General features: G+C 65.8%; 22 protein-coding genes and 1 pseudogene. 12 read left to right on the top strand and 11 right to left on the bottom strand.

Features of this window, described 5'->3' with window-relative positions:
* The first annotated feature begins 1 nt into the window (after nucleotide 1).
* The 11 genes from ACNJYA_RS24850 to ACNJYA_RS24800 all read left to right on the top strand — a co-directional run bounded on the left by ACNJYA_RS24850 (nucleotide 2) and on the right by ACNJYA_RS24800 (nucleotide 13,118).
* The gene (locus ACNJYA_RS24850; RefSeq protein WP_439363635.1) at nucleotides 2–751 is read left to right on the top strand and encodes an SDR family oxidoreductase; all 750 of its coding nucleotides are present in this window, start codon (nucleotides 2–4) and stop codon (nucleotides 749–751) included.
* Nucleotides 748–2,184, top strand: a complete 1,437-nt coding sequence (locus tag ACNJYA_RS24845) for an NAD(P)-binding domain-containing protein (RefSeq protein WP_439363634.1) — start codon at nucleotides 748–750, stop codon at nucleotides 2,182–2,184. Before ACNJYA_RS24850 ends, ACNJYA_RS24845 begins: the two co-directional genes overlap by 4 nt.
* Nucleotides 2,185–2,303: 119 nt before the next feature.
* Complete coding sequence (locus ACNJYA_RS24840; RefSeq protein WP_260383053.1) at nucleotides 2,304–3,923, top strand: ABC transporter substrate-binding protein; 1,620 nt, start codon at nucleotides 2,304–2,306, stop codon at nucleotides 3,921–3,923.
* 28 nt (nucleotides 3,924–3,951) lie between these two features.
* A complete protein-coding gene (locus ACNJYA_RS24835) occupies nucleotides 3,952–4,986 on the top strand; it encodes an ABC transporter permease (RefSeq protein WP_212256988.1) in 1,035 nt (344 codons plus the stop codon).
* The gene (locus ACNJYA_RS24830; protein ID WP_439400881.1) at nucleotides 4,983–5,831 is read left to right on the top strand and encodes an ABC transporter permease; all 849 of its coding nucleotides are present in this window, start codon (nucleotides 4,983–4,985) and stop codon (nucleotides 5,829–5,831) included. The genes ACNJYA_RS24835 and ACNJYA_RS24830 overlap by 4 nt, the downstream gene beginning before the upstream one ends.
* Nucleotides 5,828–7,498, top strand: a complete 1,671-nt coding sequence (gene nikE, locus ACNJYA_RS24825) for a nickel ABC transporter ATP-binding protein NikE (RefSeq protein ID WP_439400880.1) — start codon at nucleotides 5,828–5,830, stop codon at nucleotides 7,496–7,498. Before ACNJYA_RS24830 ends, nikE begins: the two co-directional genes overlap by 4 nt.
* A gap of 141 nt (nucleotides 7,499–7,639) precedes the next feature.
* Nucleotides 7,640–9,244, top strand: a complete 1,605-nt coding sequence (locus ACNJYA_RS24820) for an ABC transporter substrate-binding protein (protein WP_439400879.1) — start codon at nucleotides 7,640–7,642, stop codon at nucleotides 9,242–9,244.
* A gap of 17 nt (nucleotides 9,245–9,261) precedes the next feature.
* Nucleotides 9,262–10,203: an ABC transporter permease gene (locus ACNJYA_RS24815; protein WP_172784406.1), complete on the top strand. Its 942-nt coding sequence runs from the start codon at nucleotides 9,262–9,264 to the stop codon at nucleotides 10,201–10,203.
* The gene (locus ACNJYA_RS24810; RefSeq protein WP_172784407.1) at nucleotides 10,200–11,123 is read left to right on the top strand and encodes an ABC transporter permease; all 924 of its coding nucleotides are present in this window, start codon (nucleotides 10,200–10,202) and stop codon (nucleotides 11,121–11,123) included. The genes ACNJYA_RS24815 and ACNJYA_RS24810 overlap by 4 nt, the downstream gene beginning before the upstream one ends.
* A 31-nt stretch (nucleotides 11,124–11,154) precedes the next feature.
* Nucleotides 11,155–12,144, top strand: coding sequence for an ABC transporter ATP-binding protein (locus tag ACNJYA_RS24805; RefSeq protein WP_439400878.1), 990 nt, complete (start codon nucleotides 11,155–11,157; stop codon nucleotides 12,142–12,144).
* A complete protein-coding gene (locus tag ACNJYA_RS24800; protein WP_439363631.1) occupies nucleotides 12,141–13,118 on the top strand; it encodes an ABC transporter ATP-binding protein in 978 nt (325 codons plus the stop codon). The genes ACNJYA_RS24805 and ACNJYA_RS24800 overlap by 4 nt, the downstream gene beginning before the upstream one ends.
* Before the next feature lie 4 nt (nucleotides 13,119–13,122).
* Here the strand turns inward: ACNJYA_RS24800 and ACNJYA_RS24795 are convergent, their stop codons facing one another.
* The 11 genes and pseudogenes from ACNJYA_RS24795 to ACNJYA_RS24745 form a co-directional block, all read right to left on the bottom strand.
* Nucleotides 13,123–13,410: a YciI family protein gene (locus ACNJYA_RS24795; RefSeq protein ID WP_439400877.1), complete on the bottom strand. Its 288-nt coding sequence runs from the start codon at nucleotides 13,408–13,410 to the stop codon at nucleotides 13,123–13,125.
* 76 nt (nucleotides 13,411–13,486) lie between these two features.
* Nucleotides 13,487–14,461, bottom strand: coding sequence for a sugar ABC transporter substrate-binding protein (locus tag ACNJYA_RS24790; RefSeq protein WP_172784411.1), 975 nt, complete (start codon nucleotides 14,459–14,461; stop codon nucleotides 13,487–13,489).
* A gap of 41 nt (nucleotides 14,462–14,502) precedes the next feature.
* Nucleotides 14,503–15,480: an ABC transporter permease gene (locus ACNJYA_RS24785; protein ID WP_172784412.1), complete on the bottom strand. Its 978-nt coding sequence runs from the start codon at nucleotides 15,478–15,480 to the stop codon at nucleotides 14,503–14,505.
* On the bottom strand, nucleotides 15,477–16,427 hold the full coding sequence (locus ACNJYA_RS24780; protein WP_172784413.1) for an ABC transporter permease: 951 nt from the start codon (nucleotides 16,425–16,427) through the stop codon (nucleotides 15,477–15,479). The genes ACNJYA_RS24785 and ACNJYA_RS24780 overlap by 4 nt, the downstream gene beginning before the upstream one ends.
* Nucleotides 16,420–17,943 (bottom strand): sugar ABC transporter ATP-binding protein, encoded by a 1,524-nt coding sequence (locus ACNJYA_RS24775; RefSeq protein ID WP_439400876.1) that lies wholly within the window; start codon nucleotides 17,941–17,943, stop codon nucleotides 16,420–16,422. Before ACNJYA_RS24775 ends, ACNJYA_RS24780 begins: the two co-directional genes overlap by 8 nt.
* Nucleotides 17,940–19,333, bottom strand: a pseudogene (locus ACNJYA_RS24770) (FAD-linked oxidase C-terminal domain-containing protein). The gene ACNJYA_RS24775 and the pseudogene ACNJYA_RS24770 overlap by 4 nt, the downstream one beginning before the upstream one ends.
* Before the next feature lie 50 nt (nucleotides 19,334–19,383).
* The gene (locus tag ACNJYA_RS24765) at nucleotides 19,384–20,268 is read right to left on the bottom strand and encodes an intradiol ring-cleavage dioxygenase (protein WP_439400875.1); all 885 of its coding nucleotides are present in this window, start codon (nucleotides 20,266–20,268) and stop codon (nucleotides 19,384–19,386) included.
* A gap of 15 nt (nucleotides 20,269–20,283) precedes the next feature.
* Nucleotides 20,284–21,186 carry an NAD(P)-dependent oxidoreductase gene (locus ACNJYA_RS24760; protein ID WP_439400874.1) on the bottom strand — a complete coding sequence of 301 codons (903 nt, stop codon included), beginning with the start codon at nucleotides 21,184–21,186 and terminating at the stop codon, nucleotides 20,284–20,286.
* Nucleotides 21,187–21,207: 21 nt separating this feature from the next.
* Complete coding sequence (locus ACNJYA_RS24755) at nucleotides 21,208–22,572, bottom strand: amidohydrolase family protein (RefSeq protein WP_439400873.1); 1,365 nt, start codon at nucleotides 22,570–22,572, stop codon at nucleotides 21,208–21,210.
* Between the two features lie 4 nt (nucleotides 22,573–22,576).
* Nucleotides 22,577–23,656 carry a maleylacetate reductase gene (locus ACNJYA_RS24750; protein ID WP_439400872.1) on the bottom strand — a complete coding sequence of 360 codons (1,080 nt, stop codon included), beginning with the start codon at nucleotides 23,654–23,656 and terminating at the stop codon, nucleotides 22,577–22,579.
* Nucleotides 23,653–23,976, bottom strand: a complete 324-nt coding sequence (locus tag ACNJYA_RS24745; RefSeq protein ID WP_036005173.1) for a Dabb family protein — start codon at nucleotides 23,974–23,976, stop codon at nucleotides 23,653–23,655. Before ACNJYA_RS24745 ends, ACNJYA_RS24750 begins: the two co-directional genes overlap by 4 nt.
* Nucleotides 23,977–24,083: 107 nt before the next feature.
* Between ACNJYA_RS24745 and ACNJYA_RS24740 the strand changes: the two genes are divergently transcribed.
* A complete protein-coding gene (locus ACNJYA_RS24740; RefSeq protein ID WP_439400871.1) occupies nucleotides 24,084–25,007 on the top strand; it encodes a LysR family transcriptional regulator in 924 nt (307 codons plus the stop codon).
* The last annotated feature ends 4 nt before the right edge of the window (nucleotides 25,008–25,011 follow it).

Here is a 25,011-nt window from a genome sequence, read left to right as displayed (position 1 = left end):
GATGCGGCTGAATGGGCGCACCGCCATCATCACCGGCGCGGGCTCGGGCATCGGCCGCGCCAGCGCAAAACTGTTCGCGGAGGAGGGCGCGCGCCTTGCCCTGGTCGATCGTGATGCCGCTGGCCTCGAGGACACGCTGAGGCTGGTGAGCGAGGCAACGATGCATGTCGGCGACGTCGGCGATGCCGCATTCGCCGAGACGGTCGTCGGCGACGTCGTGGCCCGGCACGGCCGGCTCGACATCCTGATGACGGCAGCCGGCTTCTCCTGTGGCGGCACGGTGCTGACGACGAACCTGGATGACTGGGATGCGGTGTTCCGCGCCAATGTCGGCGGCACCTGGCTGTGGGCGCGGGCCGCGGTGCCGCAGATGCAGCGGCAGAACAGCGGCTCGATCATCACGCTGGCCTCGCAGCTCGCCATTGCCGGCGGCAAGGGCAACAGCGCCTATATCGCGGCCAAGGGCGCGATCATCAGCCTGACCCGGACCATGGCGGTGGACTTCGCCACCGACGGCATCCGTGTCAACGCGATCGCGCCTGGCGCGATCGACACGCCGATGCTTCGCCGCAGCTTTGCCCGCCACGCCAATCCGGACGAAGTGCGCGAAGCCTCGCGCAACCGGCACGCCATGAAGCGGTTCGGCCAGGCCGAGGAGATCGCGCAGACCGCGCTGCATCTCGCCAGCGACGCCTCTTCGTTCACGACCGGCACCGTGATGGTGGTCGACGGAGGCTGGCTCGCGGCATGAGTGAGGCGCTCACCCAGCTCGAAGCCGATATTCGCGCCGATCTCTCCAGGATCGCGCATCCCGGCGCTGCCTGGCTCGATCCCAAAACGGGACCCGATGGCAAGCCGGCGCTGGATGTCCTCATCATCGGCGCCGGCCAGTCCGGCATCGCCATCGGCTTTGGCCTGCTGCGCTCGCGCGTCAGCAACATTCTGCTGATCGACAAGGCCGAGGAGGGGAAGGAGGGCCCGTGGCTCACCTACGCCCGGATGCCGACATTGCGCAGCCCGAAGGACTATACCGGGCCCGATCTCGATATCCCCAGCCTGACGTACCAATCCTGGCACGAGGCCCGCTTCGGCAAGGCGAGCTGGCAGGAGTTCGGCCTGATCGCGCGGGAGCATTGGGCAGAGTACCTGCTCTGGCTGCGGCGCACGGTCGGCCTGCCGGTGCGCAATGCTTGTGAGCTGCTGGAGATCGCGCCGGCGGCTGGCGGCCTTCTTGCTGCGCGCGTGAAACGGGCAGGAGGGGACGAAACGCTCTATGCCCGCAAGATCGTGCTCGCGACGGGGCAGGAGGGCATGGGCGATTGGATGATCCCGGAGCAGCTAGCGCATCTGCCGGCGAGCTCCGTTGCAACCGTTGCCGACGACATCGATTTCGAAAGCCTGCGCGGCAAGCGCGTCGCCGTCATCGGTGCCGGCGCCTCCGCTTTCGATAATGCGGCGACTGCGCTGGAAGCCGGAGCCGCCGAGGTGCACCTGCTGTGCCGCCGTGCGCAGATCCAGGTCATCCAGCCCTATCGTTGGCTGACCTTTCGCGGCTTCCTGCGTCATCTTAGCGATCTCGACGATGCCTGGCGCTGGCGCTTCATGCGCAAGATCCTCGAAATGCGCGAGGGATTTCCGCAACCGACCTATGACCGCTGCGCGCGTCACGCCAATTTCATCTTGCACGAGGGCGCGCCGGTCGAAGCCGCGCGCAAGACCGGCAAAGGCGTTGAACTCCAGACGCCACGCGGAGCCATCACGGCCGATTTCGTCATCTGCGGTACCGGCATCGACATGGACTTTGCCGGTCGCGGCGAGCTCGCCAATTTCGCCGGCAACATCGCCATCTGGACCGACCGCTACCAGCCGCCGGAAGACGAACGCAACGAACGGCTCGGCCGCTTTCCCTATCTTGCCGACGACTATTCCTTCACCGAGCGCGTGCCGGGAACGACGCCGTGGATCTCCGACGTCCATCTCTTCGCCATCGCCTCCACCATGAGCTTCGGTCCGTCGGGATCGTCGATCAACGCGATGACGACCGCTGTTCCAAAGCTGGTCCACGGCCTGACGCGCGGCCTGTTCCGCGCCGATATCGCGCGTCACTGGGCCTCGCTCAGCGCCTATGACGTGCCGCAGGCCGTGGTTGCGCGGCCGGCGCGAAAAATGGGGGAATCGCTGTGATCATCCATGCGCCGCCGCGACGATGCGTCCTCAAAAACGCCCGATGAGACTGGCGCGCAACTTGCTTCTTTTTGAACCTGCCTTGCTGGCGTTCTCGTTCGAAATTCAGGGAAAAACCAATGCGTTTTGTGTCTTTCAGGTTGGCGTCGTCCGTCCTCGCCACCACCGCGCTGTTGCTCATCGCCGCCGCGCCTTCGCAGGCGCAAACCCGGGCCGAGACCTTGCGCTACGTCACCGGCGCCTCCGTCAACACGCTCGATCCCAACATTCCCGGTTCGACGCGCGAATCCTTCGCGCTGAGCATGAGCACCTATGACCGGCTGGTGGCATTCGGCCGCAAGCAGCTCAACGGCAAATGGGTGTTCGACCTCGACACGATCACCGGCGAGCTCGCCGAATCCTATGACGTCAGTCCCGACGGCCTGAAGATCACTTTCCGCCTGCGCAAGGATGCAAAATTCCAGGACGGCTCGCCCGTGACCGCCGAGGACGTGAAGTGGTCGCTCGACCGCTGCGTCACCGCGCCGATCCTCGGCAAGGCGCAGCTGCTGACGGGCTCGCTGACGTCAGCCGATCAGTTCAAGGTGATCGATCCCCTCACCATCGAGGTGACGCTGCCAAAACCGGACAAGCTTGCGCTGCCTAATCTTGCCACCGTCTATCCGATGATCATCAACTCGAAAGTGGCAAAAGAGCACGCGACGGCTGACGATCCCTGGGCCACGGCCTGGCTGAAGGAGCACACTGCCGGTAGCGGCGCCTATGCGGTCGAGAGTTTCAAGCCCGGCGAGCAGGTGATTCTCAAGCGCGACGAGAGCTGGAATCGCGGCTCGGCCAACAAGCCCGCGTTCTTCAAGCGCATCATCGTGCAGTCGGTGCCGGAGCCGGCGACCCGCGCCAACCTCGTCGAACGCGGCGATGCCGATCTCGTGCTCGACCTGCAGGCGAGCGACGTGCAGTCGCTGGAGGCCAAGGGCAAGCTCAAGGTGATCTCGACGCCGCAATACAACGCGGTCACCTTCGTCTCGATGAACAACCAGATCCCGCCCTTCGACAACGTCAATGTTCGCCGCGCCATCGCTTCCGCGCTGCCCTATGACGACATGTTCAAGGCCGCTCTGTTCGGCCGGGGGGCGCCGCTGTTTGGCGCGACCTGGGCGGACGGCAAGCCGGCGAACGGCATTTATCCGTTCCAGCAGCCGCTGAAGCTCGATCTCGACAAGGCCAGGGAGTACCTCAAAGCCGCTGGTCTTCCCGAGGGCTTCTCGACCACCTTCAGCTTCAACGTCGGCCAGGCTTCGACCGCCGAGCCGATGGCCGCCCTCGTCAAGGAGTCGCTTGGCAAGATCGGTATCAAGGTCGACATCCAGAAGCTGCCGGACGCGCAGATGTCGACGCAGATCAACGAGAAGAAGCTGCCGTTCTTCACCGAAGGGATCGTCGCCTGGCTGCCGTCGACCGACTATTTCTACCGCAACTTCTACACCGGCAGTCAGCGCTGGAATTACAGCTCGATCAACAACCCCGACCTTGCGGCGATTGCGCAGGAGGCGCGCTTTGAGCCGGATAAGGCAAAGTACGAGGAAGCCGGCCGCAAGCTCAACGCGATGCATTTCGACCTGATGCCGCAAATCATGCTGTGGCAACCCAATCAGGACGCGGTGATGGCGCCGTCGATCGAAGGCTACACTTACGAGTTCCATCGCCAGGTGGATTATCGCGATGTCAGCCGCAAGTGACATCAGCGGCCAGCAGGGACACTGAATGGTGACGACCGGTCTTGGTGCAACGATGGTGCGGGCGGGCAGGCGGCTCTTGTCGTCGCTGCCGGCGCTGTTCGGTGTGCTGGTCTTCACCTTCCTCTTGATGCGCGTCCTGCCCGGCGACCCCGCGGTGTTCTTCGCCTCGGGGCCCAATGCCGGCAAGGAGGAGATCGAGCAGATCCGCAAGCAGATGGGGCTCGACAAATCCGTGCCGGAGCAGCTCGTGTTCTATCTCTCCGACATCGGCCACGGCAATCTCGGCCGCTCGATGATGACCGGCCAGCCGGTGCTGAAGGACCTCCGCGAGCGGCTGCCGGCCTCCCTGGAGCTCACCTTCACCGCACTCCTGATCGCGCTGATCGCGGCGGTGCCGCTCGGCGTCATCGCGGCGCTGCGGCCGGGATCGATCATCGATCACGGCGTGCGGCTGTTCTGCGCGCTCGGTGTCTGCGTGCCGACCTTCGTCTCGGGCCTGCTGTTGATCTACGTCTTCTATTATCTGCTCGGGCTGGCGCCTGATCCGACCGGGCGGATCGACGTCTTCACCTCGCTGCCGCCGCAACGCACCGGCTTCCTCTCGATCGATTTCCTGCTCGCCGGTGACGTTGAGGGCTGGTGGGCGGCCTGCAGGCAATTGATCCTGCCGGCGGTGAGCATGGCGCTGTTCGTGATCGCGCCGCTGGCGCGGATCACGCGCGCCTCGATGCTGGTCTCGCTCGGCAGCGATTTCGTGCGCACCGCGCGCTCGGTCGGATTGTCCTGGCGCAAGGTCGTCGTCACCTATGCGCTCCGCAACGCGATCCTGCCCGTCATCACCATCGCCGGCATCGTGTTCTCGACCATGCTGGGCGCCAATGTGCTGGTGGAGAAAGTGTTCTCCTGGCCGGGCGTGGCCTCCTATGCGCTCGACGCGTTGCTGTCGTCCGACTATGCGCCGGTGCAGGGCTTCGTGCTGCTGATGGCCAGCCTGTTCGTGCTGGTCAATCTCGTCGTGGACATCTGCTACGGCATCGCCGATCCCAGGGTGTCGATCGAATGACCAGCGCCACACTTCGCCATTCGGTCTGGATTTTGCGCGGCAACCCGCTGACGGCGGTGGCCGCGGCCGGGGTGACGCTGTTCGTCCTGGTTGCGATCTTTGGTCCCTGGATCGTGCCTTATGATCCCGTGGTCTCTAATGTCTCGGAAGCCCTGCAGCCGCCGAGCGCCACGCATCTCGCCGGCACTGACCAGCTCGGCCGCGACGTGTTCAGCCGTCTCATCATCGCTGCACGGCTCGACCTTGCCATCGCAATCTCCGCGGTCGGCATCTCCTTCGTGATCGGGGCCGTCGTCGGCGCGTTCTGTGGCTATGCCGGCGGACGGCTCGATCGCGCCGTCGGCCGCTTCGTCGACGTGATGATGGCGTTTCCGCTGTTCGTGCTGGCGATGGCGATGGTCGCCGCTCTCGGCAACCGGATCGAGAACATCGTGATCGCGACTGCGATCATCAATCTTCCCTTCTACATCCGCTTCGCGCGCGCCGAGGTCAACGTCCGGCGCAATGTCGGCTGGGTTGAGGCCGCGCGTGCCTGCGGCGAGAGCCATTTCTCGGTGGTGCTGCGCTTCCTGCTGCCGAACATCCTGCCGGCGATGGCGGTGCAGATCTCGCTCAATCTGGGCTGGGCCATTCTCAATGCCGCCGGCCTGTCCTTCATCGGCCTCGGCGTCAAGCCGCCCACGCCGGAATGGGGCATCATGGTCGCAGAGGGAGCACGCTTCATCTCGACCGGACGCTGGTGGCTGGTGGCGTTTCCGGGCCTTGCGCTGATGCTGGCGGTGCTGTGCTTCAACCTCCTCGGCGACGGGATGCGGGACATTCTCGATCCCCGGATGCGCACATGAGTGAGGACCTGCTCAGGATCGACGACCTCCACGTCGCGTTCTCGACGCGGCGGGGCATGGTCGAGGCCGTGCGCGGCGTGACGCTCACCGTCAAGGCCGGTGAAATGCTCGGCCTCGTCGGCGAGAGCGGCTCGGGCAAGTCGGTCACCGGCTTTGCGACGACGCGGCTGCTCGATGCCGCCGGCCGCGTCACCGGCGGCAAGATCCTGTTTCGCGGGCAGAACGTCACCAAGCTCCGCGGCGATGATCTGCGACAGTTGCAGGGCGCCGCAATGTCGATGATCTTCCAGAACCCGCGGGCGGCGCTCAATCCGATCCGTGCGATCGGCCTGCAGATCGCGGACGCGATCCTCACCCACAAGCGTATCTCGAAAGAGGCCGCGCGCGCCGAGGCGCTGGAGTTGCTGCGCGCGGTCCAGATCCGCGATCCCGAGGCGCGGATGACCGCTTATCCGCACGAGCTCTCCGGCGGCATGTGCCAGCGCGTCATGATCGCGATCGCGATCTCCTGCAATCCTGCGCTGTTGATCGCGGACGAGCCGACCACCGGCCTCGACGTCACCACGCAGAAGGTGGTGATGGATCTCCTGGCAGACATTGCCGCCGCGCGTGGCATGGCGACGATCCTGATCACGCACGACCTCGGCCTCGCGGCGCGCTATTGCCGCCGCATCGCCGTGATGGAGCGCGGCCGCATCGTCGAGGAGGCGAGCCCCAGCACGCTCTTCGGCGCGCCGCAGCACGCCTATACGCGGCGCCTGGTTGCGGCATCGCCGACGGCGACGTCACGGATCGAAGATCTCGTGACGGAGGAGGAGCGCGAGCGTTATACGGCCGTTCTCGGCAAGCCACGGCCTGCGCTGGCGCACGGCACGCCGCCGCTCTTGGAAGTACGGAAGCTCGCCAAGCGCTTCGATCAGGGCTCTGCCGCGGTGGCCGACTTCTCGATGACGATGGCCGGCGGCGAGAGCGTCGGTCTCGTCGGCGAATCCGGCTCCGGCAAGAGCACGACCTCGCGGATGATCTGCCGCCTGATCGATCCCAGCGAAGGCGACATCGTGTTCGGCGGGCAGTCGATCGGGCACGTGGCGGCGCGCGATTTCCACCGCTCGCCCCTGCGCAAAGACATCCAGATGGTCTTTCAGGACCCGAACGAGAGCCTCAACCCACGCTTCACGGCGTTCGATTGCATTGCCCATCCCTTGATGCGTCTGGACGGCATGCGCGCCGGCGAGGGGCTGCGCAAACGGGTGGAGGAATGCGCCGAGCGGGTGGGCTTGCCGCTCGATCTGTTGCCGCGGTTTCCGCATCAGCTCTCGGGCGGTCAGAAAGCCCGCGTCGGCATTGCCCGCGCCATCGCCTGCCGGCCGCGGCTTCTGGTGCTGGACGAGCCGACCGCCGCGCTCGACGTCTCGGTGCAGGCGGTTGTGCTGCAGCTGCTCGATCGCCTCAGGCGTGAAAACGACATTGCCCTGCTGTTCGTCAGCCACGATCTCAACGTCGTGCGCATGCTGTGTGACCGCACCATCGTGCTGCGCAACGGCGGCATCGTGGAGCAGGGCGAGAGCCGGGCCCTGTTCGATAATCCGAAGACCGACTACACGCGCAAGCTGGTCGAGGCGATTCCGCATTTCGAGGCCGGGCCGGCCCTGGCGGCCGCTCTTTGAGGCCGGGATCAGCCCAAATGGCGGTGAGATCCCACTGGCGATGGCGCATTTAGTGGCATACCATTTGCTTGCAAATGGGCTCGGTTTCACTTGCCCTTTGCCAATGAACAGCTGGCATCACGGCATTACTGGGAGGACTTCATGGATCGCAGGACGGTATTGAAGGGGTTGGCGGGCGCGGGCGGTCTGGCATTGACGGGCGGCCTGTCGGCCCCGGCGATCGCTCAGGGCGCCGCGGCCCGCACCCTGCGTTTCGTGCCGCAGGCCAATCTCGCCAATTTCGACCCGATCTGGGGCACGCAATATGTCGTGCGCAATGCCGCCGCGATGGTCTGGGACACGCTCTACGGCATCGATTCCTCGCTGAAGCCGCAACGCCAGATGGTCGAGTCCGAGGAGGTGACCGACGACGGCACGACCTGGACGTTCAAGCTGCGCTCCGGGCTCAAGTTCCACGATGGCGAGCCGGTGCTCAGCAAGGACGTCGTGGCAAGCCTGACGCGCTGGTCGGCGCGCGATCCGATGGGGCTGATGATCAAGGCCCTGCAGCAGGAGCTGACCGCGGTCGACGATCGCACCTTCAAATGGGTGCTCAAGCAGCCCTTCCCGAAGATGCTCTACGCGCTGGCCAAGAACAACTCGCCTTGCGGCTTCATCATGCCGGAGCGCATCGCGCAGACCGATCCGTTCAAGCAGATCACCGACTATGTCGGCTCCGGGCCGATGAAGTTCGTCAAGGGCGAATGGGTGCCGGGCGCGAAGGCGGTGTTCGAGAAATTTGCGGACTACGTGCCGCGGCAGGACAAGGCGTCCTGGCTCGCGGGCGGCAAGCAGATGCAGCTTGATCGCATCGAATGGATCGTGATGCCGGATCCGGCCACGGCCGCCGCTGCCTTGCAGAACGGCGAGGTCGATTGGTGGGAAAACCCGATTGCCGACCTCGTGCCTGTCCTAAAGAAGAACAAGAACATCAGCGTCGACATCGGCGATCCGCTGGGCAATATCGGCTCGTTCCGGATGAATCATCTGTTCGCGCCGTTCAACGACGTGCGGGCGCGGCGTGCCGTGCTGATGGCGCTCAGCCAGGAAGACTATATGCGCGCGATAGTCGGCGACGACACCGCGCTCTGGAAGCCGCTGCCCGGCTTCTTCACGCCGGAGACGCCGCTCTACAGCGAAGTCGGCGGCGAGATCCTGAAGGGCAAGCGTGATTTCGATGCGGCCAAGAAGCTGCTCGCCGAGAGCGGCTATTCCGGCCAGCCGGTGACCTGCATCGTGGCGCAGGATCAGCCGATCACCAAGGCAATGGGTGACGTCACCGCGGACCTGCTCAAGAAGCTCGGCATGAATGTCGATTTCGTCGCCACCGATTGGGGCACGGTCGGCTCCCGTCGCGCGCAGAAGACGCCGCCGGGACAGGGCGGCTGGAACATGTTCCACACCTGGCATGCCGGCGCGGACTGCATCAATCCGGCTCCCTACACCGCCATCCGCGCCAACGGCGACAAGGCCTGGTTCGGCTGGCCGAACAGCCCCGGCACCGAGAAGGAGGTCGCGTCCTGGTTCGAGGCCAAGAGCCTCGACGAGGAGAAGGCTGCCATCGGTCGCCTCAACAAGGCGGCGCTCGACGACGTGGTCTACGCGCCCACGGGCTTCTTCCTGAGCTACACCGCCTGGCGCAAGAACGTCTCCGGCGTCACCAAGGGGCCGCTGCCGTTCTTCTGGGGCGTGTCGAAATCTGCATGATCGTGCGCTGAAGCAAGATGCTCTCCTACATCCTCCGTCGCATCGTCGCGACCTTGCCGGTCATGGCAATCGTCGCGCTGTTCGTGTTCAGCCTGCTTTACATCGCGCCCGGCGATCCGGCCGTGGTGATCGCGGGCGATCAGGCAAGCCCGGAGGATGTGGAGCGCATCCGCCAGAGCCTCGGGCTGGACCGGCCCTTCCTGGTCCAGTTCGGAAGCTGGGTCTGGCGCATCCTGCACGGCGATCTCGGCACCTCGATCTTCACCAACCTGCCGGTCTCGGCGATGATCGGGCAGCGTCTCGGCCCGACGCTGTCGCTGATGATCGTCACGCTGCTGCTGACGGTCGTGGTGGCGGTGCCCCTCGGGGTAGTGGCGGCATGGAAGGCCGGCAGCTTGATCGATCGCGTCATCATGGGCTTTGCCGTGTTCGGATTCTCGCTGCCCGTCTTCGTGGTCGGCTACATGCTCGCCTACATCTTCGCGCTGGAGCTGGAATGGCTGCCGGTGCAGGGCTACACGCCGCTCAGCTCCGGCTTCTGGCCGTGGCTCGAGAACCTGATCCTGCCGGCGGTCGCGCTCGGCTGCGTCTATATCGCGCTGGTCGCCCGCATCACGCGGGCAGCCATGCTCGAAGTGCTGCAACAGGACTATATCCGCACCGCCAAGGCCAAGGGCCTCGGGCAGGGCGGCATCCTGTTCATTCACGCCCTGAAGAACGCGGCGGTGCCGATCGTCACCGTGATCGGGATCGGCATCGCGCTCCTGATCGGCGGCGCGGTCGTCACCGAGAGCGTGTTCGCGATCCCCGGCCTCGGCCGCCTCACCATCGATGCCATCCTGCGCCGCGACTATCCGGTGATCCAGGGCATCGTGCTGCTGTTCAGCTTCGTCTACGTCCTCGTCAATCTGATGATCGACGTCGTCTACACGCTCGTTGACCCGAGGATCCGCTATTGACCGACACCACCGTCAATCCGCAATCGCTTCCGGCCGGCCTCGTCCTTGCGCCGCAACTGCCCGAGATCCTGCGGCCGGTCAGGATACGGCGCGGCTTCGTCGGCCTGCTGCGCGGCCATCCGACGGTCGCGATCGGCGGCGCATTGCTGCTGACCCTGGTGCTGATCGCGGTCTTTGCGCCTTACCTCGGCACGGTCGACCCGACCGCGCTTGCGCCCGCCAAGCGCACCCGCGCGCCGTCGGCCGATTTCTGGTTCGGCACCGACGTGCTCGGCCGCGACATCTATTCGCGCGTGCTGTTCGGCGCACGCGTCTCGCTCACGGTCGGCCTGTCGGTCGCGATCTTCGCGTCGGCGATTGGCCTTGCCATCGGCATGGTCTCCGGCTTCATCCGCTGGGCCGACGGCATCCTGATGCGGTTCATGGACGGGCTAATGTCGATCCCGCCGATCCTGCTGGCGATCGCGCTGATGGCGCTGACGCGCGGCAGCGTCGGCAACGTCATCCTGGCCATCACCGTGGCCGAGATCCCGCGCGTCTCGCGCCTCGTCCGCAGCGTCGTGCTGTCCTTGCGCGAACAGCCCTATGTGGACGCGGCGGTGGCCTGCGGCACCCGCACGCCGATGATCATCCTGCGCCATATCCTGCCCAACACCGTTGCGCCGATGCTGGTGCAGGCGACCTATATCTGCGCCAGCGCCATGATCACGGAGGCGATCCTGTCCTTCATCGGCGCCGGCACGCCGCCGACCATCCCGTCCTGGGGCAACATCATGGCCGAGGGCCGCGCGCTCTGGCAGGTGAAGCCCTACATCGTGTTCTTCCCGGCGGCGTTCCTGTCCGTCACCGTGCTCGCCGTGAATCTGCTCGGCGACGGCCTTCGCGATGCGCTCGATCCGCGCATGGCCAAGAGCCTGTGATGTTGCCTCTGATGGATCGAGGCTGATCGCGATGGCTTTGCTCGAAGTCGAGAACCTCCAGACCCATTTCCGCACGCCCGGCGGCATCAACCGCGCGGTCGACGGGGTGTCCTTCCATGTCAACGAGGGCGAGACGCTCGCCATCGTCGGCGAGTCCGGCTGCGGCAAGTCGGTGACGTCGATGTCCCTGATGCGGCTGATCCCGGAGCCGCCGGGCCGGATCGCAGGCAGCATCCGCTTCGCGGGCAGGGATCTCCTGAAGCTGTCCGACCGCGAGATGCGCGCGATCCGCGGCAACGACATCTCGATGATCTTTCAGGAACCGATGACGAGCCTCAACCCGGTGCTCACCGTCGGCCGCCAGATCCGCGAGACCTTGATGATCCATCAGGGCCTCGACAAGCAGGCGGCGGAGGCGCACGCGGTCGAGATGCTGACCCTGGTCGGCATTCCCGAGCCGAAACGGCGCGTCGGCGAATATCCGCACCAGCTGTCCGGCGGCATGCGCCAGCGCGTGATGATCGCGGTGGCGCTGGCCTGCAATCCGAAGCTTCTGATTGCGGACGAGCCGACCACCGCGCTCGACGTGACGATTCAGGCGCAGATCCTCAAGCTGATGCTGGATCTGAAGCGTCGGGTCGGTGCCGCCATCATCCTGATCACCCACGATCTCGGCGTCGTCGCCGAGATCGCCGAGCGCGTCATGGTGATGTATGCCGGCCGCAAGGTCGAGGAGGCGCCGGTGGCGGAGCTGTTCCGTTCCCCGCGCCATCCTTATACGCAAGGCCTGCTTGGCGCGGTACCGAAGCTCGGCTCCTCGCTCGCGGGCACCGCGACCCGCCTCGCCGAGATTCCCGGGCAGGTGCCTGACCTCCGCAAACCGATCACGGGCTGCGTCTTCGCCGGCCGCTGCGCGCTCGCGACCGACCTCTGCCGGCAATATGCGCCGGGACTGGAAGAGAAAGGCCCGCGCCACATCGCGGCCTGTCACTACGCTGCCAAGGGAGCCGTCGCGGCATGAGTCCTCCGCTGCTCCAGGTCAACGACCTCAAGAAGCATTTTCCGATCAACAAGGGCCTCTTCGGGCGGCAAACCGAATTCGTCTATGCGGTCGACGGCGTGTCGTTCGAGATCGCGCGCGGCGAGACCTTGTCGCTGGTCGGCGAGTCCGGCTGCGGCAAGTCGACGGTCGGCCGCGCCATCCTGCGGTTGTTCGAGATCACCTCGGGGCAGGTCATCCTCGACGGCCAGCGGATCGACGACGCCGCACCGAGCACGATGCGCCAGATGCGCCGCCGCGTGCAGGTCGTGTTCCAGGATCCGTTCTCGAGCCTCAATCCGCGCATGCGCGTGCGCGACATTCTCGCCGAGCCGATCCGCAATTTCGGCCTCGCGAAGTCCGCGGAGGACCTCGAGGTCCGTGTCACGTCGCTGATGGACACGGTGCGCCTGCCGCGCGAGGCGCTGAACCGCAGGCCGCACGAATTCTCCGGCGGCCAGCGTCAGCGCATCGGCATTGCGCGGGCGCTCGCGGCCGAGCCGGAGCTGATCGTCTGCGACGAGGCGGTCTCCGCGCTCGACGTTTCAGTCAAGGCGCAGATCGTCAATCTGCTGCAGGATCTCCAGCGCGAGTTCGGCCTCGCGCTGCTGTTCATCAGCCACGATCTCGCCATCGTCGAGCACATGACCCACCGCGTGGCGGTGATGTATCTCGGCAAGATCGTCGAGGTGGCACCTCGGCGCGAGATCTTTGCCGCGCCGAGGCACCCCTATACCAAGGCGCTGCTCTCGGCCGTGCCGCTGCCGGAGCCCGGAGCCCAGCGCAATCCCATCATCCTCAAGGGCGACGTGCCGAGCCCGATCAACCCGCCGAAGGGCTGTCGCTTTCATACCCGGTGTCCCTTCGTCTTCGATCGTTGCCGGACCGAGGAGCCGGTACTTCGCGCCACAGGACCGGAGCAGTGGGTGGCCTGTCACCTCGAAGAGCCGCCGTAGGGGCTCATCCCTGCCGGCGCAGGAAGCCCGTGATCGTCACCTTTTCCCAGATGCCGGCCGCGGCAAAGGGATCTGCACGGTTGAAGGCTTCGACCTCGGCGCGGCCAGGAGCCTCGATCAGGAACAGGCTGCCGATCATGGTCTGGCCATCGTCGGAGACCAGCGGTCCCGACATCACGATCTTGACGCCCCAGCGTGAGGTGTCGCTGAGGAAGGCCTTGTGGGCATCGTAGTTGGCGAGCCGGGTCGGCAACGCGTCGGCGCGATCGACGGCGTGAATGGCGAACAGCATCGTGTCTCCGTTTCTTGCGTCAGTTCTTGGGACGGCCGCGGGCTGCGGCCGTCCGGGCTTGTTGTGATCGGGTCGTCTACTTCGCGCTGAGCTTGCCGGCGTCCTCGAAGGTCGGACAGGTCCGCTGCTCCAGCGGCACGTCGAACGGCCCAAAATTGTCCTTGGTGATCACGGTCGGCTTCAGCACGATCTCACTGATGACCGGCTGGTTCCGCAGCGACCGGATCGCCATCATGGTGCCGAGGCAGCCTTGCGCAAATCCGTTGTAGTCGCCGCTCGCCAGCAGCTTGCCGGACTTGATCGCGTCGATCGCCTCCTTGGTGCCGTTGATGCCGATCACCTGCGCCTTGCGGTTGGCGCCGTCGAGCGCCTCGATCGCGCCGACTGCCATGGCGTCGTTGGCGGCGAGCACGCCGTCGATCTGCGAATTCGACTGCATCAAATTCTCCATGACCTGGAGCGCCTGGAGCCGCTGATAGTTGCCGGGCTGCGAGGCCAAGAGCTTGGCGCCGGGCGCTTCCTTCAGCGCATCGTTGAAGCCGCGCACGCGGTCGACATTGGTCAGCGAGCCCTTGACGCCCTCGATGATGACGATGTTGCCCTTGCCGCCGAGCGTCTTGAGCAGGAAGCGCGCGGTCTCCAGTCCAAGGCTGTAATCGTCGGCGCCGACGAAGGACAGGAACTTGCCGCCGGCAGAGCGGTCGGTGATGTTGACGACTGGGATCTTCGCTTCGTTGATCTTCTCAACCCCCGGCACCATCGCCTTGTAGTCGACCGGCGTGAACACGATCGCGCTCGGCTTCTTCACGACGACGTCCTCGATCTGGCTGAGCTGCTCGGGAATCGAGTCCGGCTTGGTCGGGATGTATTGCAGCGTCTTCGCGTTCAGCGTCTTCGCCATGTTGTCGGCGCCGACCCGCACCGTCTGGAAGAACGGATTGGTCTGGTTCTTGGTGAAGACGGCGATGGTCTCGCCGTCGGCACGTGCCCCAGTCGTGAACGCGGCCGCCATCAGCAGCGGCAGTGCCAGATAGCCCAGTCCTTGTTTCATGTTGCCTCCATCCCTCATTTTGCTTGTTGGATTGCTAGAACTCATTGCGCGCGGCGGCGGGTCTTCATGTCGAGCCAGACGGCGAGAATGACGATGATGCCGGTGACGAGCGGCTGCCAATTGGCGCTGACCGACAGCAGGTTCATGCCATTCAGCACCAGGGTCAGGATCAGCGCGCCGATGAACGTGCCGAAGACGGTGCCGACGCCGCCGAACAGCGAGGTGCCGCCGATCAGCACGGCCGCGATCGCCGGCAGCGTCAGGCTCTCGCCGATGTCGGCCTCGGCCGAATTGAGCCGCGACAGGAAGATGATCGAGGCAAGTCCCGCCATGGTGCCCGATACCGCGTAGACCAGCAGCAGGCGCCGCGCGACCGGAATGCCGGAGAGCCTCGCCGCGACCGGATTGGCGCCGATCGCATAGATCTCCTGACCCCAGATCGTGCGCTGAGCGAAGAACGTCCCGATCCCGAGGAACACCAGCAGCAGGTAGACCGGGATCGGCAGGCCGAACAGATAGCCACTGCCGATCTGGCGGAAGCCGGTCGGGAAGCCGTGCAGGGTCTCGCCCGCCATGTACCAATAGGTGAGGCCATTCAGCACCCAGAGCATGCCATAGGTGGCGATGAAGGATGGGATGCGCAGCGCCGTGACCATGATGCCGTTGAGCAGGCCAACGATGCCGCCGCAGGCAAGGCCGGTGAGGATGCCGAGCGCCGGCGAGCCGGTCTTGTGGATCACGGTTCCCGCGATACAGGCCGACAGCGCGACATTGGCGCCGACGGAGAGGTCGAGGCCCGCGGTCAGCACCACCAGCGTCAGCCCGGAGGCGATGAAGAAGGTCAGGCTCGCCTGCCTCAGCACGTTGAGGATGTTGCCGAGGCTGAGGAAGGAATCGCTGAGCACGGCGAGCACCGCGCAGATCAGGAAAGCCGCGAGCAGGCGATAGAACAGCTGGACCGCGTCCTGCGACAGGAAGGAGCGGGGCGGCGCGATAGCGGCCTTGGTGATATCGGTCATGTGCGGCTCCTGAGGCCGTCGAGGAACAGGGCAACGATGACGAGCACGCCGACGCTGGCGACCTGCACCGAGGACGGCAGCGAGATCAGGTTCAGCCCGTTGCGCAACACGCCGACGGAGAGGACCCCGAGCAGGGTACCAAGCAGCCAGCCATTGCCGCGCTCGAACGAGGTGCCGCCGACAGCGACGGCCGCGATGGCATCGAACTCCAGCCCGAGACCGGCGGTGGGGTGGCCGGAATTCATGCGTGCGGTCATCAAGAGGCCGGCGATGCCGGCCATGGCGCCGCCGATCGCGTAGACCGCGATCAGCAGCTTGTTGGGCGAGAGGCCGGCATAGCGCAGCGCCTCGCGGTTGCCGCCGAGGGCGAAGATATAGGTGCCGAAGCGGGTGTGATAGAGCAGGCCGTGAAAGGCAGCGTAGGTCACCAGCGCCATCACGATCGGCACGGGAATGCCGAGCAGCGTCGCCGAATAGATGTCGCGCACGCTGTGGGGAATGCCGACCACGCTCTGGCCGTCGCTGACGATCAGCGACAGGCCTTGCGCCATGCCGAGCGTGCCGAGCGTCGCGACGAAGGGCGGAATGCCGAGGATAGCGACCAGCCACCCGTTGGCAACGCCAAAGGCCGCGCCGACCAGAAGGCCGGCGCCAAGGCCCAGCAGCATCGATTTGGTCGCCAGCGACACGATCGCGACGCAGAGCGAGGTCAGCGTCAGCACCGCGCCCATCGACAGGTCCAGCCCCTCCGTCATGATGATCAGCGTCATCGGCAGCGCGAGCATGGTCAGGATGGTCGACTGCACCAGCACGTTGGAGAGGTTGGCGACCGACAGGAAGCCGGGCGCGATCGCGCTGAACAGCGCGATCAGCAGCACCAGCACGATGGCAACGCCGGGAATGCGTTGCAGCGGATTGGGTTGGGCGACGACCGCGGCTTCACGCATGATGCATCCCCAGTCGCACGATATTCTCCTCGGTCAATTCGTTGCGTGTCAGGTGCCCGGCGATGCGCCCCTCGCGCATCACATAGGCGCGGTCGCAGACATGGCAGATCTCGACCTGCTCGGACGAGATCATCAACGCCGCCGCGCCTTCCGCGACGAGGCGGTCGATCAGCGCGAAGATTTCCGACTTGGCGCCGATGTCGATGCCGCGCGTCGGCTCATCGAAGATGAAGAGTTTCGAGCCGGCGGCGAGCCATTTTCCGATCACGACCTTCTGCTGGTTGCCGCCCGAGAGCAGGCCGACGGTCTGGCGTGCGCTCGGTGTCGCGACGCGGAGCTGTCGGATCAGGCCGTCGGCGGTACGCTGGGCCGAGCGTTGGTCGAACAGCCCGCTCGGGAACAGCTTCCTCAGCGCCGACACCACCAGATTGTCGCTGACGGATCGCAGCAGCGCGAGGCCTTCGCTCTTGCGGCTCTCCGGGATCAGCGCGATGCCGCGGCGGGCGGCGAGATCCGGCTCGCCGGAAATGTTCTTGCCGTCGAAGATGATCTCGCCCGATGTCACGGGATCGGCGCCGAAGATCGCGCGCGCGACCTCGCTGCGGCCGGAGCCGACCAGCCCGCACAGGCCGACGATCTCGCCGCGGCGCACCTCGATGTTGATGTCGGAAATGCCGGTCGGCGCGCTCAGGCCCTTGACCTGCAGCAACACCTCGCCGGGTTTATCGGCAAAATGGCGCGGGTAGGTCATGTCGACGTTGCGGCCGACCATCATGCGGACCAGCTGATCCGGCGTGACGTCGGCGGGCCGGACACCGTCGATGCGGCGGCCGTCGCGCAGCACGGTGATGCGATCGCCGAGCGCGAACACCTCGGCCATACGGTGCGAGATGTAGACGATGGAGACGCCGTCCGCCTTCAGCCGCGCGATCAGTGCGAACAAGAGCTCGGTCTCGCGGTCGGACAGCGCTGCGGTCGGCTCGTCCATGACCAGGATGCGGGCGTTCTGGCTGATCGCCTTGGCGATCTCGACCATCTGCTGCTGCGCGACGCCGAGCTTGTCGACGGTGGTGGAGGGATCGATGTCGAAGCCGATCGTGTCGAGCACGCGCTTGGCATCGGCGAGGATCTGGCGGCGGTCGATGGTGCCGGGGATGCGGCCCTTCGGCTCACGGCCGAGGAAGATGTTCTGGGCGATGTCGAGATGGGGGACCAGCGAGAATTCCTGGAAGATCACGGCAATCCCGAGCTTTTGCGCATCGGCGGTCGAGGAGATCGCGACCCGTTTGCCGTTGTAATAGAACTCGCCGGCGTCGGCGCGATAGGCGCCGCACAGCACCTTCATCAGGCTCGATTTGCCGGCGCCGTTCTCGCCCAGCAGCATGTGGACCTCGCCGGGGTAGACGGCAAAGGACACGTCGTCCAGCGCCTTGACGCCGGGAAATTCCTTGCTGATGCCGCGCAGCTCCAGCAGCGGCGTGGGTGAGGTGACCTCGATCGGGAGCGCGTCGCTCATGCTTTGGCTCCGCCAGCAAAGATCTTTCCGGGGTTCATCAATCCGGCGGGATCGAGCGCCGTCTTGATCGATCGCATCACGTCCACGGCCTCGCCGAGCTCATCGGAGAGATAATCGATCTTGCCGAGCCCGATGCCGTGCTCGCCGGTGCAGGTGCCGTCCATGGCGATGGCGCGCGCGACCATGCGGGCCTGCAGCGCCTTGGCGCCTTCGGTCTCCTCCGGCTTTGTCGGGTCGATCAGGATCAGCATGTGAAAATTGCCGTCACCGACATGGCCGACGATCGGTGCGGTGAAACCGTGCGCGTCCGCATCGCGCCGCGTCTCGGTCAGGCATTCCGCCAGCCGTGAGATCGGCACACAGACGTCGGTGATCACCGCGCGTGCGCCGGGCCGCAGGCCGAGGCCGGCATAGAGCGTGTTGTCGCGGGCGTGCCAGAGCCGGCTGCGGTCTTCCTGCGCCTTGGCCCAGGCAAAGCCATGGCCGCCGTGGTCGGCCGCGATCGCCTGCGCGGCCTCGGCCTGTTCGGCGACCGATGTCTCCGAGCCATGGAATTCGAAGAACAGGGTGGGCGCCTCGCGATAGCCGAGCTTGGCGTAGGCGTTGATACCGCGCATCATGACGTCGTCGAGCAGCTCGATGCGCGCCACGGGGATCGCGGACTGGATCACGGAGATCGCGGTGTCGACGGCGTCGTGCAGGGTGTCGAAGCTGCAGACTGCCGCCGAGATCGCCTGCGGCACCGGATGGACCTTCAGCGTGATCTCCGTGATGATGCCGAGCGTGCCTTCCGCGCCGACGAACATGCGCGTCAAATCATAGCCCGCGGCCGACTTCCGCGCGCGCTTTGCAGTGCGGATGATGCGCCCGTCGGCCAGCACGACCTCGAGCGCCATGACGTTGTCCTTCATGGTGCCATAGCGCACCGCCATCGTGCCCGAGGCGCGCGTCGAGGTCATGCCGCCGATCGAAGCGTCGGCGCCCGGATCGATCGGGAAGAACAGGCCGGTGTTGCGCAGCTCCGCATTGAGCTGCTTGCGCGTGATGCCGGGCTGCACCACGACGTCCATGTCGCTGTCGTGCAGGCTGAGCACCTTGTTCATGCGCGCGAAGTCGAAGCAGACGCCGCCGGCGACCGCGGCCGCATTGCCTTCGAGCGAGGTTCCGGCGCCGAACGGGACAATCGGCATGCCCGCGCTCGCGCAGAGCTTGACGATTTCGGCGACCTCCTGCGTGGTCTCGGGGAAGACCACGATGTCGGGCGGCAGTTCTGATAATGCGACTCGCTCTGCCCGTGCTGATCGAGCACGCCGCGCGCGACGCTCACGCGCGGGCCGATCATGCCGGTGAGGCGATCGGCCAATGTGCCCGTGCTGACCCGCGGTCCCATCCTCAGCTCCCGTCCCTGTTTTACGGACTCTTGTTGGTCCGTCGTTGAGCTTAAGCGGCTCTTGCGTTGCTTGCGACCTGCTTCAGGCCGAAATCATAGTTGAGATGAAAATAGTCGCGCTCCACCATGCGACCATCCGGCGCACGGCCCGCGGGATGCCGGACGAATTCGCGGATCAGACTGTCCTTGACGCCGAACACCACGTCGCTGTCGAGATATTGGTCGCCGGCAACGAAGACGTGCGTCACCAGTTGCTCGAAACCGGGCGCTGAGATCATGAAGTGCACGTGCGCCGGGCGCCAGGGATGGCGTCCCTGCACCTCCAGCATCTCGCCGACCGGTCCGTCATGCGGAATGGGGTAGGCGGCCGGCTTGATCGACCAAAAATGGAAGCGGCCGTTGGCGTCGGTGTGGAAGCGGGCTCGCATCGCGAGATCGCCGATCTTGTCGAGCTGCTGCACGTCGTAATAGCCGTCGTCGTCGGAATGCCAGACGTCCACGATGGCGCCGGCCAGCAGCTGTCCGTCCACGGTCGAGACCGAGCCGGTGACCAGCATCGGATCGCCTTCCATCGACCCGGAGATGTCAGCGCCGCTGTCCTTCTCCGGCGCGGCCTGGACGAAAAACGGGCCGAGCACCGTGGTCTCGGTCGCGCCTTCCGGCACCGGATGGTTGATGGCGTCGACCAGCATGGAGACGCCGAGCGTGTCCGACAGCAGGATGAATTCCTGACGCTTGTCGGTGCACATGTGCCCGGTGCGGGTTAGGAAGTCGATGCCGTATTCCCATTCCTTCTGGGTCGGCCGCACCTCGCGGACGAACGCGTGAAGGTGACGCACCAGCGCCTCGCTGACCTGCTTGATGCGTGGATCGGTCGCGCCCGCGATCCGCTCCAGCACCGCGTCCGTGATCGTGTTCTCGTTGAAGTTACGCATGTCGGTCTCCGTTGATCACAGCTTCGGCTCGCCGAGGCCGGACAGCCGCTCGAGATGCTTGACGGTCGCAATGAAGTCGGTGTCGCCGTCGCCTTGGGCGACCAGCGAGCCATAGGTCTCGCGCACTTGCGCGGCGAGCTGCAGCGGCACGCCGACGGCGTGGCCGGCGCCCAGGATCAGATCGAGATCCTTGGCCATCTGCTTGCAGGAGAAGGTGGACTCGAAGTCGCGGGTCCGCAGCGGCGCAGTCTTGTACTTGACCATGGGTGAGGCCACCGCGCTGTCGTCGAGCACCTTCAAAATGTCCTGCCAGGCGATGCCGCCCTTGCGCGCCAGCGCCAGGCTCTCCGCCATCATCGCCGCCGACACCGCGATCATCAGATTGACCGAGAGTTTTGCGTAGCGCGCTTCCTCGGCGGGGCCGAGATAGGTCTGGGCGCGGGTGAAAGCTGCGAACAGCGGCGTTGCGCGCTCGAACGCGTCCGTCGGTCCCGACACGAAACAGGTCAGCGCGCCGGTGTGAACGATGCTGGCATTGCCGGACACCGGCGAGCGCAGATAGGCAATGCCGTGCGCCTCTGCGACGGCCGCAACCTCAGCCGAGGCTGCGACGCTCACGGTGCTGGTTTCGATCAAGACGGCACCGGGGGCCATCGCGGCGATCAGGCCGGCGGGGCCGAGCAAGGCGCCGCGCAAAGCGGCGTCGTCGGGCAGGGAGGTGATCACGGCGGCCTTGCCGCTCACGGCCTCGGCCGGCGAGGCGGCGATCGCAATGCCCTGCGCGCGTGCCTCGTCGATGCGCGCCGGGCTCTGGTCGAACCCGGTGACGGTGTAGCCGGCTTTGGCGACGAGCACCGACATCGGCAGGCCCATCTTGCCGATCCCGATGAAAGCAACTGTTTTCAGAGCGTCAGTCATTGTTCTTGTCCATTGGCGCCTTCAGGCGGCGCGTCCCTGTCGTTCGATGTCTTGCACCAGCCGCCGGCCGGATTGCGCCAGCAGCTCCTTCTTCGTCTCGAGTCCCTCGACCAGCAGCCGGCCGCTCCGCTTCTTCCAGGCGCCGCCGATCATGACGGCCTCGATGTTGGCGAGGCTCGTCTGCATCACGACGGTTGCGACGGGATCGTGCACCGGATGGAGATTGAGATCGGAGGCGTTGATGATCACGAGGTCGGCGAGCTTGCCCGGCGTCAGCGAGCCGATCTGGTGCTCGAGCCCGAGCATGCGGGCGCCTTCCGTCGTGATCCAGCGCAGCGCTTCGCGCAGCGGAATCGTGGTCGTCGCCGGGATCGTGTCACTGGTCTTGCGCGACTCCGCATTGTCGAGCGCCCGCTGCATCGACAGCGCAACGCGCGCGGCGGAGAGCAGATCGCCCGCCAGCACGGATTCCAGATCAATGCCGATGGTCGGCCGCACGCCGCGCTTCAGAAGGCGTCCGGTGATCGGAAAGCCATGGCCCTGGATCATCTCGTTCTCGGGTGTGACCGAGAAGGACACACCGAGATCGACGAGACGATCGAGCAGATCATCCGGCAGATCATTGCCATGGACGATATTGACGCCGGGGCCGACGAGGCCGGCCTCGAGCAGCTTCTCCCAGCCGCCAGGCGTCTTGGCCGGACCGCCGCCCTGATGCATCGAGGCGGTCAAGTTCAGCTCCCGCGCCAGGTGGAAATCGTGCATGGCGACGTCGAGCGTCGAATAGTGGGGACCGAGAATGGCGAGCCCGAGCGTGACGAGGCCGTCGCGGTCGGCGAGGGGGCCCGCCAGCAGCCGCTCGACCTCGCGGCGCGGATGCGGCACTTCCGAGAAATGCGGCTCGCCCGGCTTCGGCTCCGGTTTCGGCGAGCCATGGAAGAACGCGGCGCGGATGCCGCTTTCGATCAGGCCGCGCACGGCGGCGTCAGTGTGATCGGGCGTCGGGTTGTTGTGGCACCAGTCGACCAGCGTGGTGACGCCGTGGTTGATCTGGTTCAGCGCGCCGACGAGGGTTGCGATGTAGATGTCGTCGGGCCGGAACACGGTCGCGAGGCCCGCATGCATGCGGCGGAAATATTCCAGCAGCGTCCAGTTGGCGGCAAAGCCGCGCAAGCCCGTCTGCCAGGTGTGCATATGCGCGTTGATCAGGCCTGGAATGACGATGCGGCCCGCGCCGTCGACGACCTCGGTGTCGGCTCCAACGTCGATCGACGGGCGCACATCGGCAATCCGATTGCCCTCGACCAGCACATCGCCGGTCAGGAGATCGCCGATCGCGTCATCCATGCTGATGACAATGGCCGATCTGATCAGCGTGCGCCGCATTGCCTTACGCCGCCGCTTTGACGGCGCTTGGCGGCTCGCCGGCGAAGGCGCGCGCAATCAAGTCGCGAATGGCGCCACGCTCGAGCGGGCGCGGGTTCCAATAGGCGTTGGTGACGGCGAGATCGGCGGCCCTGTCGATTCCGCTCTCGGGCATGCCGACATCGCGTAGCGCCAGCTTCGCACCAAGCCCCTTGGCGAGATCGTAAAGTCCCTGCGATGCATCGGCCGCACCGATCGCCCGCGAGATGCGCGCCATCGCATCGGGCACGGCCGGGGCGTTGTAGGCCAGCGCGTGCGGGAGCACGATGGTATGCGTTTCGGCGTGCGGCAGGTCGAACGTGCCGCCGAGCGTGTGGCAGAGCTTGTGATGCAGTGCCATGCCGACCGTGCCGAGACAGACACCGCACAGCCAGGCGCCATAAAGGGCTTCGGTGCGGGCCTCGCGGTCGTCGCTTTTGGCGGCGATGGCGGGCAGGGCATGCGCCAACGCGCGAATGCCTTCTTCCGCCATCAGCGACGTCACGGGATTGGCATCGCGCGCGTAGAGCGCCTCGACCGCATGCGCGATCGCATTGATGCCGGATGTTGCGGCGAGAGCCGCCGGCAGCGTCAGCGTCAAGTCGACGTCGTAGATCACGGTCTCCGGCAGCACGGCCGCATCGCGCACCGTGGTCTTCAGCCCGTTCTCGGTCTGGCCGACGATCGGCGTCATCTCCGAGCCGGCATAGGTGGTGGGGATGCAGAGCTGGTTCACACCGGTGCGCAAGGCCAGCGCCTTGCCTAGTCCGGTGGTCGAGCCGCCGCCGAGCGAGACGACGCAATCGGCCTCGCATGCCTTCATCGCCGCGAGCGCGCGTTCCGTGACCTCGACCGGCGTGTGCATGGTGGCGCCGGGAAAGATGCCGGCATAGAGCGGACCGAGCGCGGCCCCCAAGCTCTTGCCCTGCGCCTCCTGCTGCGGCGTCGTCAGCACCAGCGCACGCTCGCCGCCGAGCCGCTCGACCTCGGCCTTGGCGTTAGCCAACGTTCCGCTGCCGAACACAACGCGGCAAGGCAGGTTTTCGAAGGTGAACGAACCGATCATGCGCCGGTCTCTTTGATGGGATAATCGACCTGGAAGCGCCCGATCCGCAAGTCGCCCAGCGCCTCGCGCACCCGCAGATGTTCCGGGTGGTTGGCGTAGGCGGCCAGCGCCGCCTGGTCGGTGAATTCGGAGAACAGCACGACGTCGCAGGCGTAATCGACCGCGCTGACGTCCATGCCGACTTCGATATGGGTGAGGCCGTCGATCCGGCCCTTGAGGCCCTCGAACAGGGTCTTGACCTTGAGCCGGGCGGCGGAGCGCTCCTCGGGGCTCTCCCCGCGCAGCCGCCACATCACGATGTGCCTGATCGGGCCCGACATTTCCTGATTTCCTCGCCTGCAATGGTGCTTTGTTGGCGCCATTTTGCCTTGCAGAAAACGGAAATAAAGGTCAAAATTTGTAAGTCTCTTTTCCTATTTTCGCAAAAATGGACCGGCTCCTCCAACTCGAGGTCTTCTCCAAAACCGCTGAGCTCGGCAGCCTTTCCAAGGCCGCCGAAATCCTGCGGATGTCGAACGCGGCCGCGAGCCGCCATCTCAGTGCGCTGGAGGAGCGGCTGGCGGTCCGGCTGATCGAGCGCAACACGCGCCGGCAATGGTTGACCGAAGCCGGGCAGGAGCTCTTGCAGCGTTGCAGCACGCTCCTGAACGAGCTCGCCGAAGCCGAGGACGCCGTCTCCGACCGCGCGTTGTCGCCGAAGGGCATGCTGCGCGTGACGTCTTCGCTGTCCTTCGCGATGATCTATCTCGCGCCGATGCTGCCCGCCTTCCGCGCGCTCTATCCTGATCTCAGCGTGCAGATCATCAGCGCAAACCGCTATCTGGACTTCATCGAGGCCGGCATCGACGTTGCGATCCGGACCCGGGAGCACGAGCCGGATTCCAACATCATCGTCCGCCGCATCGGCCAGATGCACCGCGTGCTTGCGGCGGCTCCGTCCTATCTGGAGAAGCACGGCCGGCCCGAGCATCCCGCTGATCTCGCCCGTCACAACATGCTGATCTACAACCTCGCCAATGATCCCTACTCGCTGCGGCTGAGCCAGGGCAGCACGACGCAGACGATCCGGATCGCGCCGACGCTCGACAGCAATGACGGCCAGATCATCTGCGGTGCAGCGCGCGCCGGGCTCGGCATCCTGATCCAGCCGCTCTATATCGTGCAGGGCGATATTGCGGCCGGCCGGCTGGTGCCTGTCCTGAGGGATTGGCAGCTGCCGTTGCTCACCATGAACATCGCCTATCAAAATCGGGTCAGGCTGCCCGCCAAGATCAGGGTGTTCTCCGATTTCCTCGTGAGCTACATCCGGGAGCATTCGGAGCCGGGGATCTGGATCGACGCGGCGAAGTGAACGG

Origin of the sequence: Bradyrhizobium sp. BLXBL-01 (genome assembly GCF_051853025.1) — a bacterium.
Lineage (GTDB): Bacteria > Pseudomonadota > Alphaproteobacteria > Rhizobiales > Xanthobacteraceae > Bradyrhizobium.
Note: the sequence above shows the minus strand (reverse complement) of the source record. Positions and strands in the feature narration are given on the sequence as shown.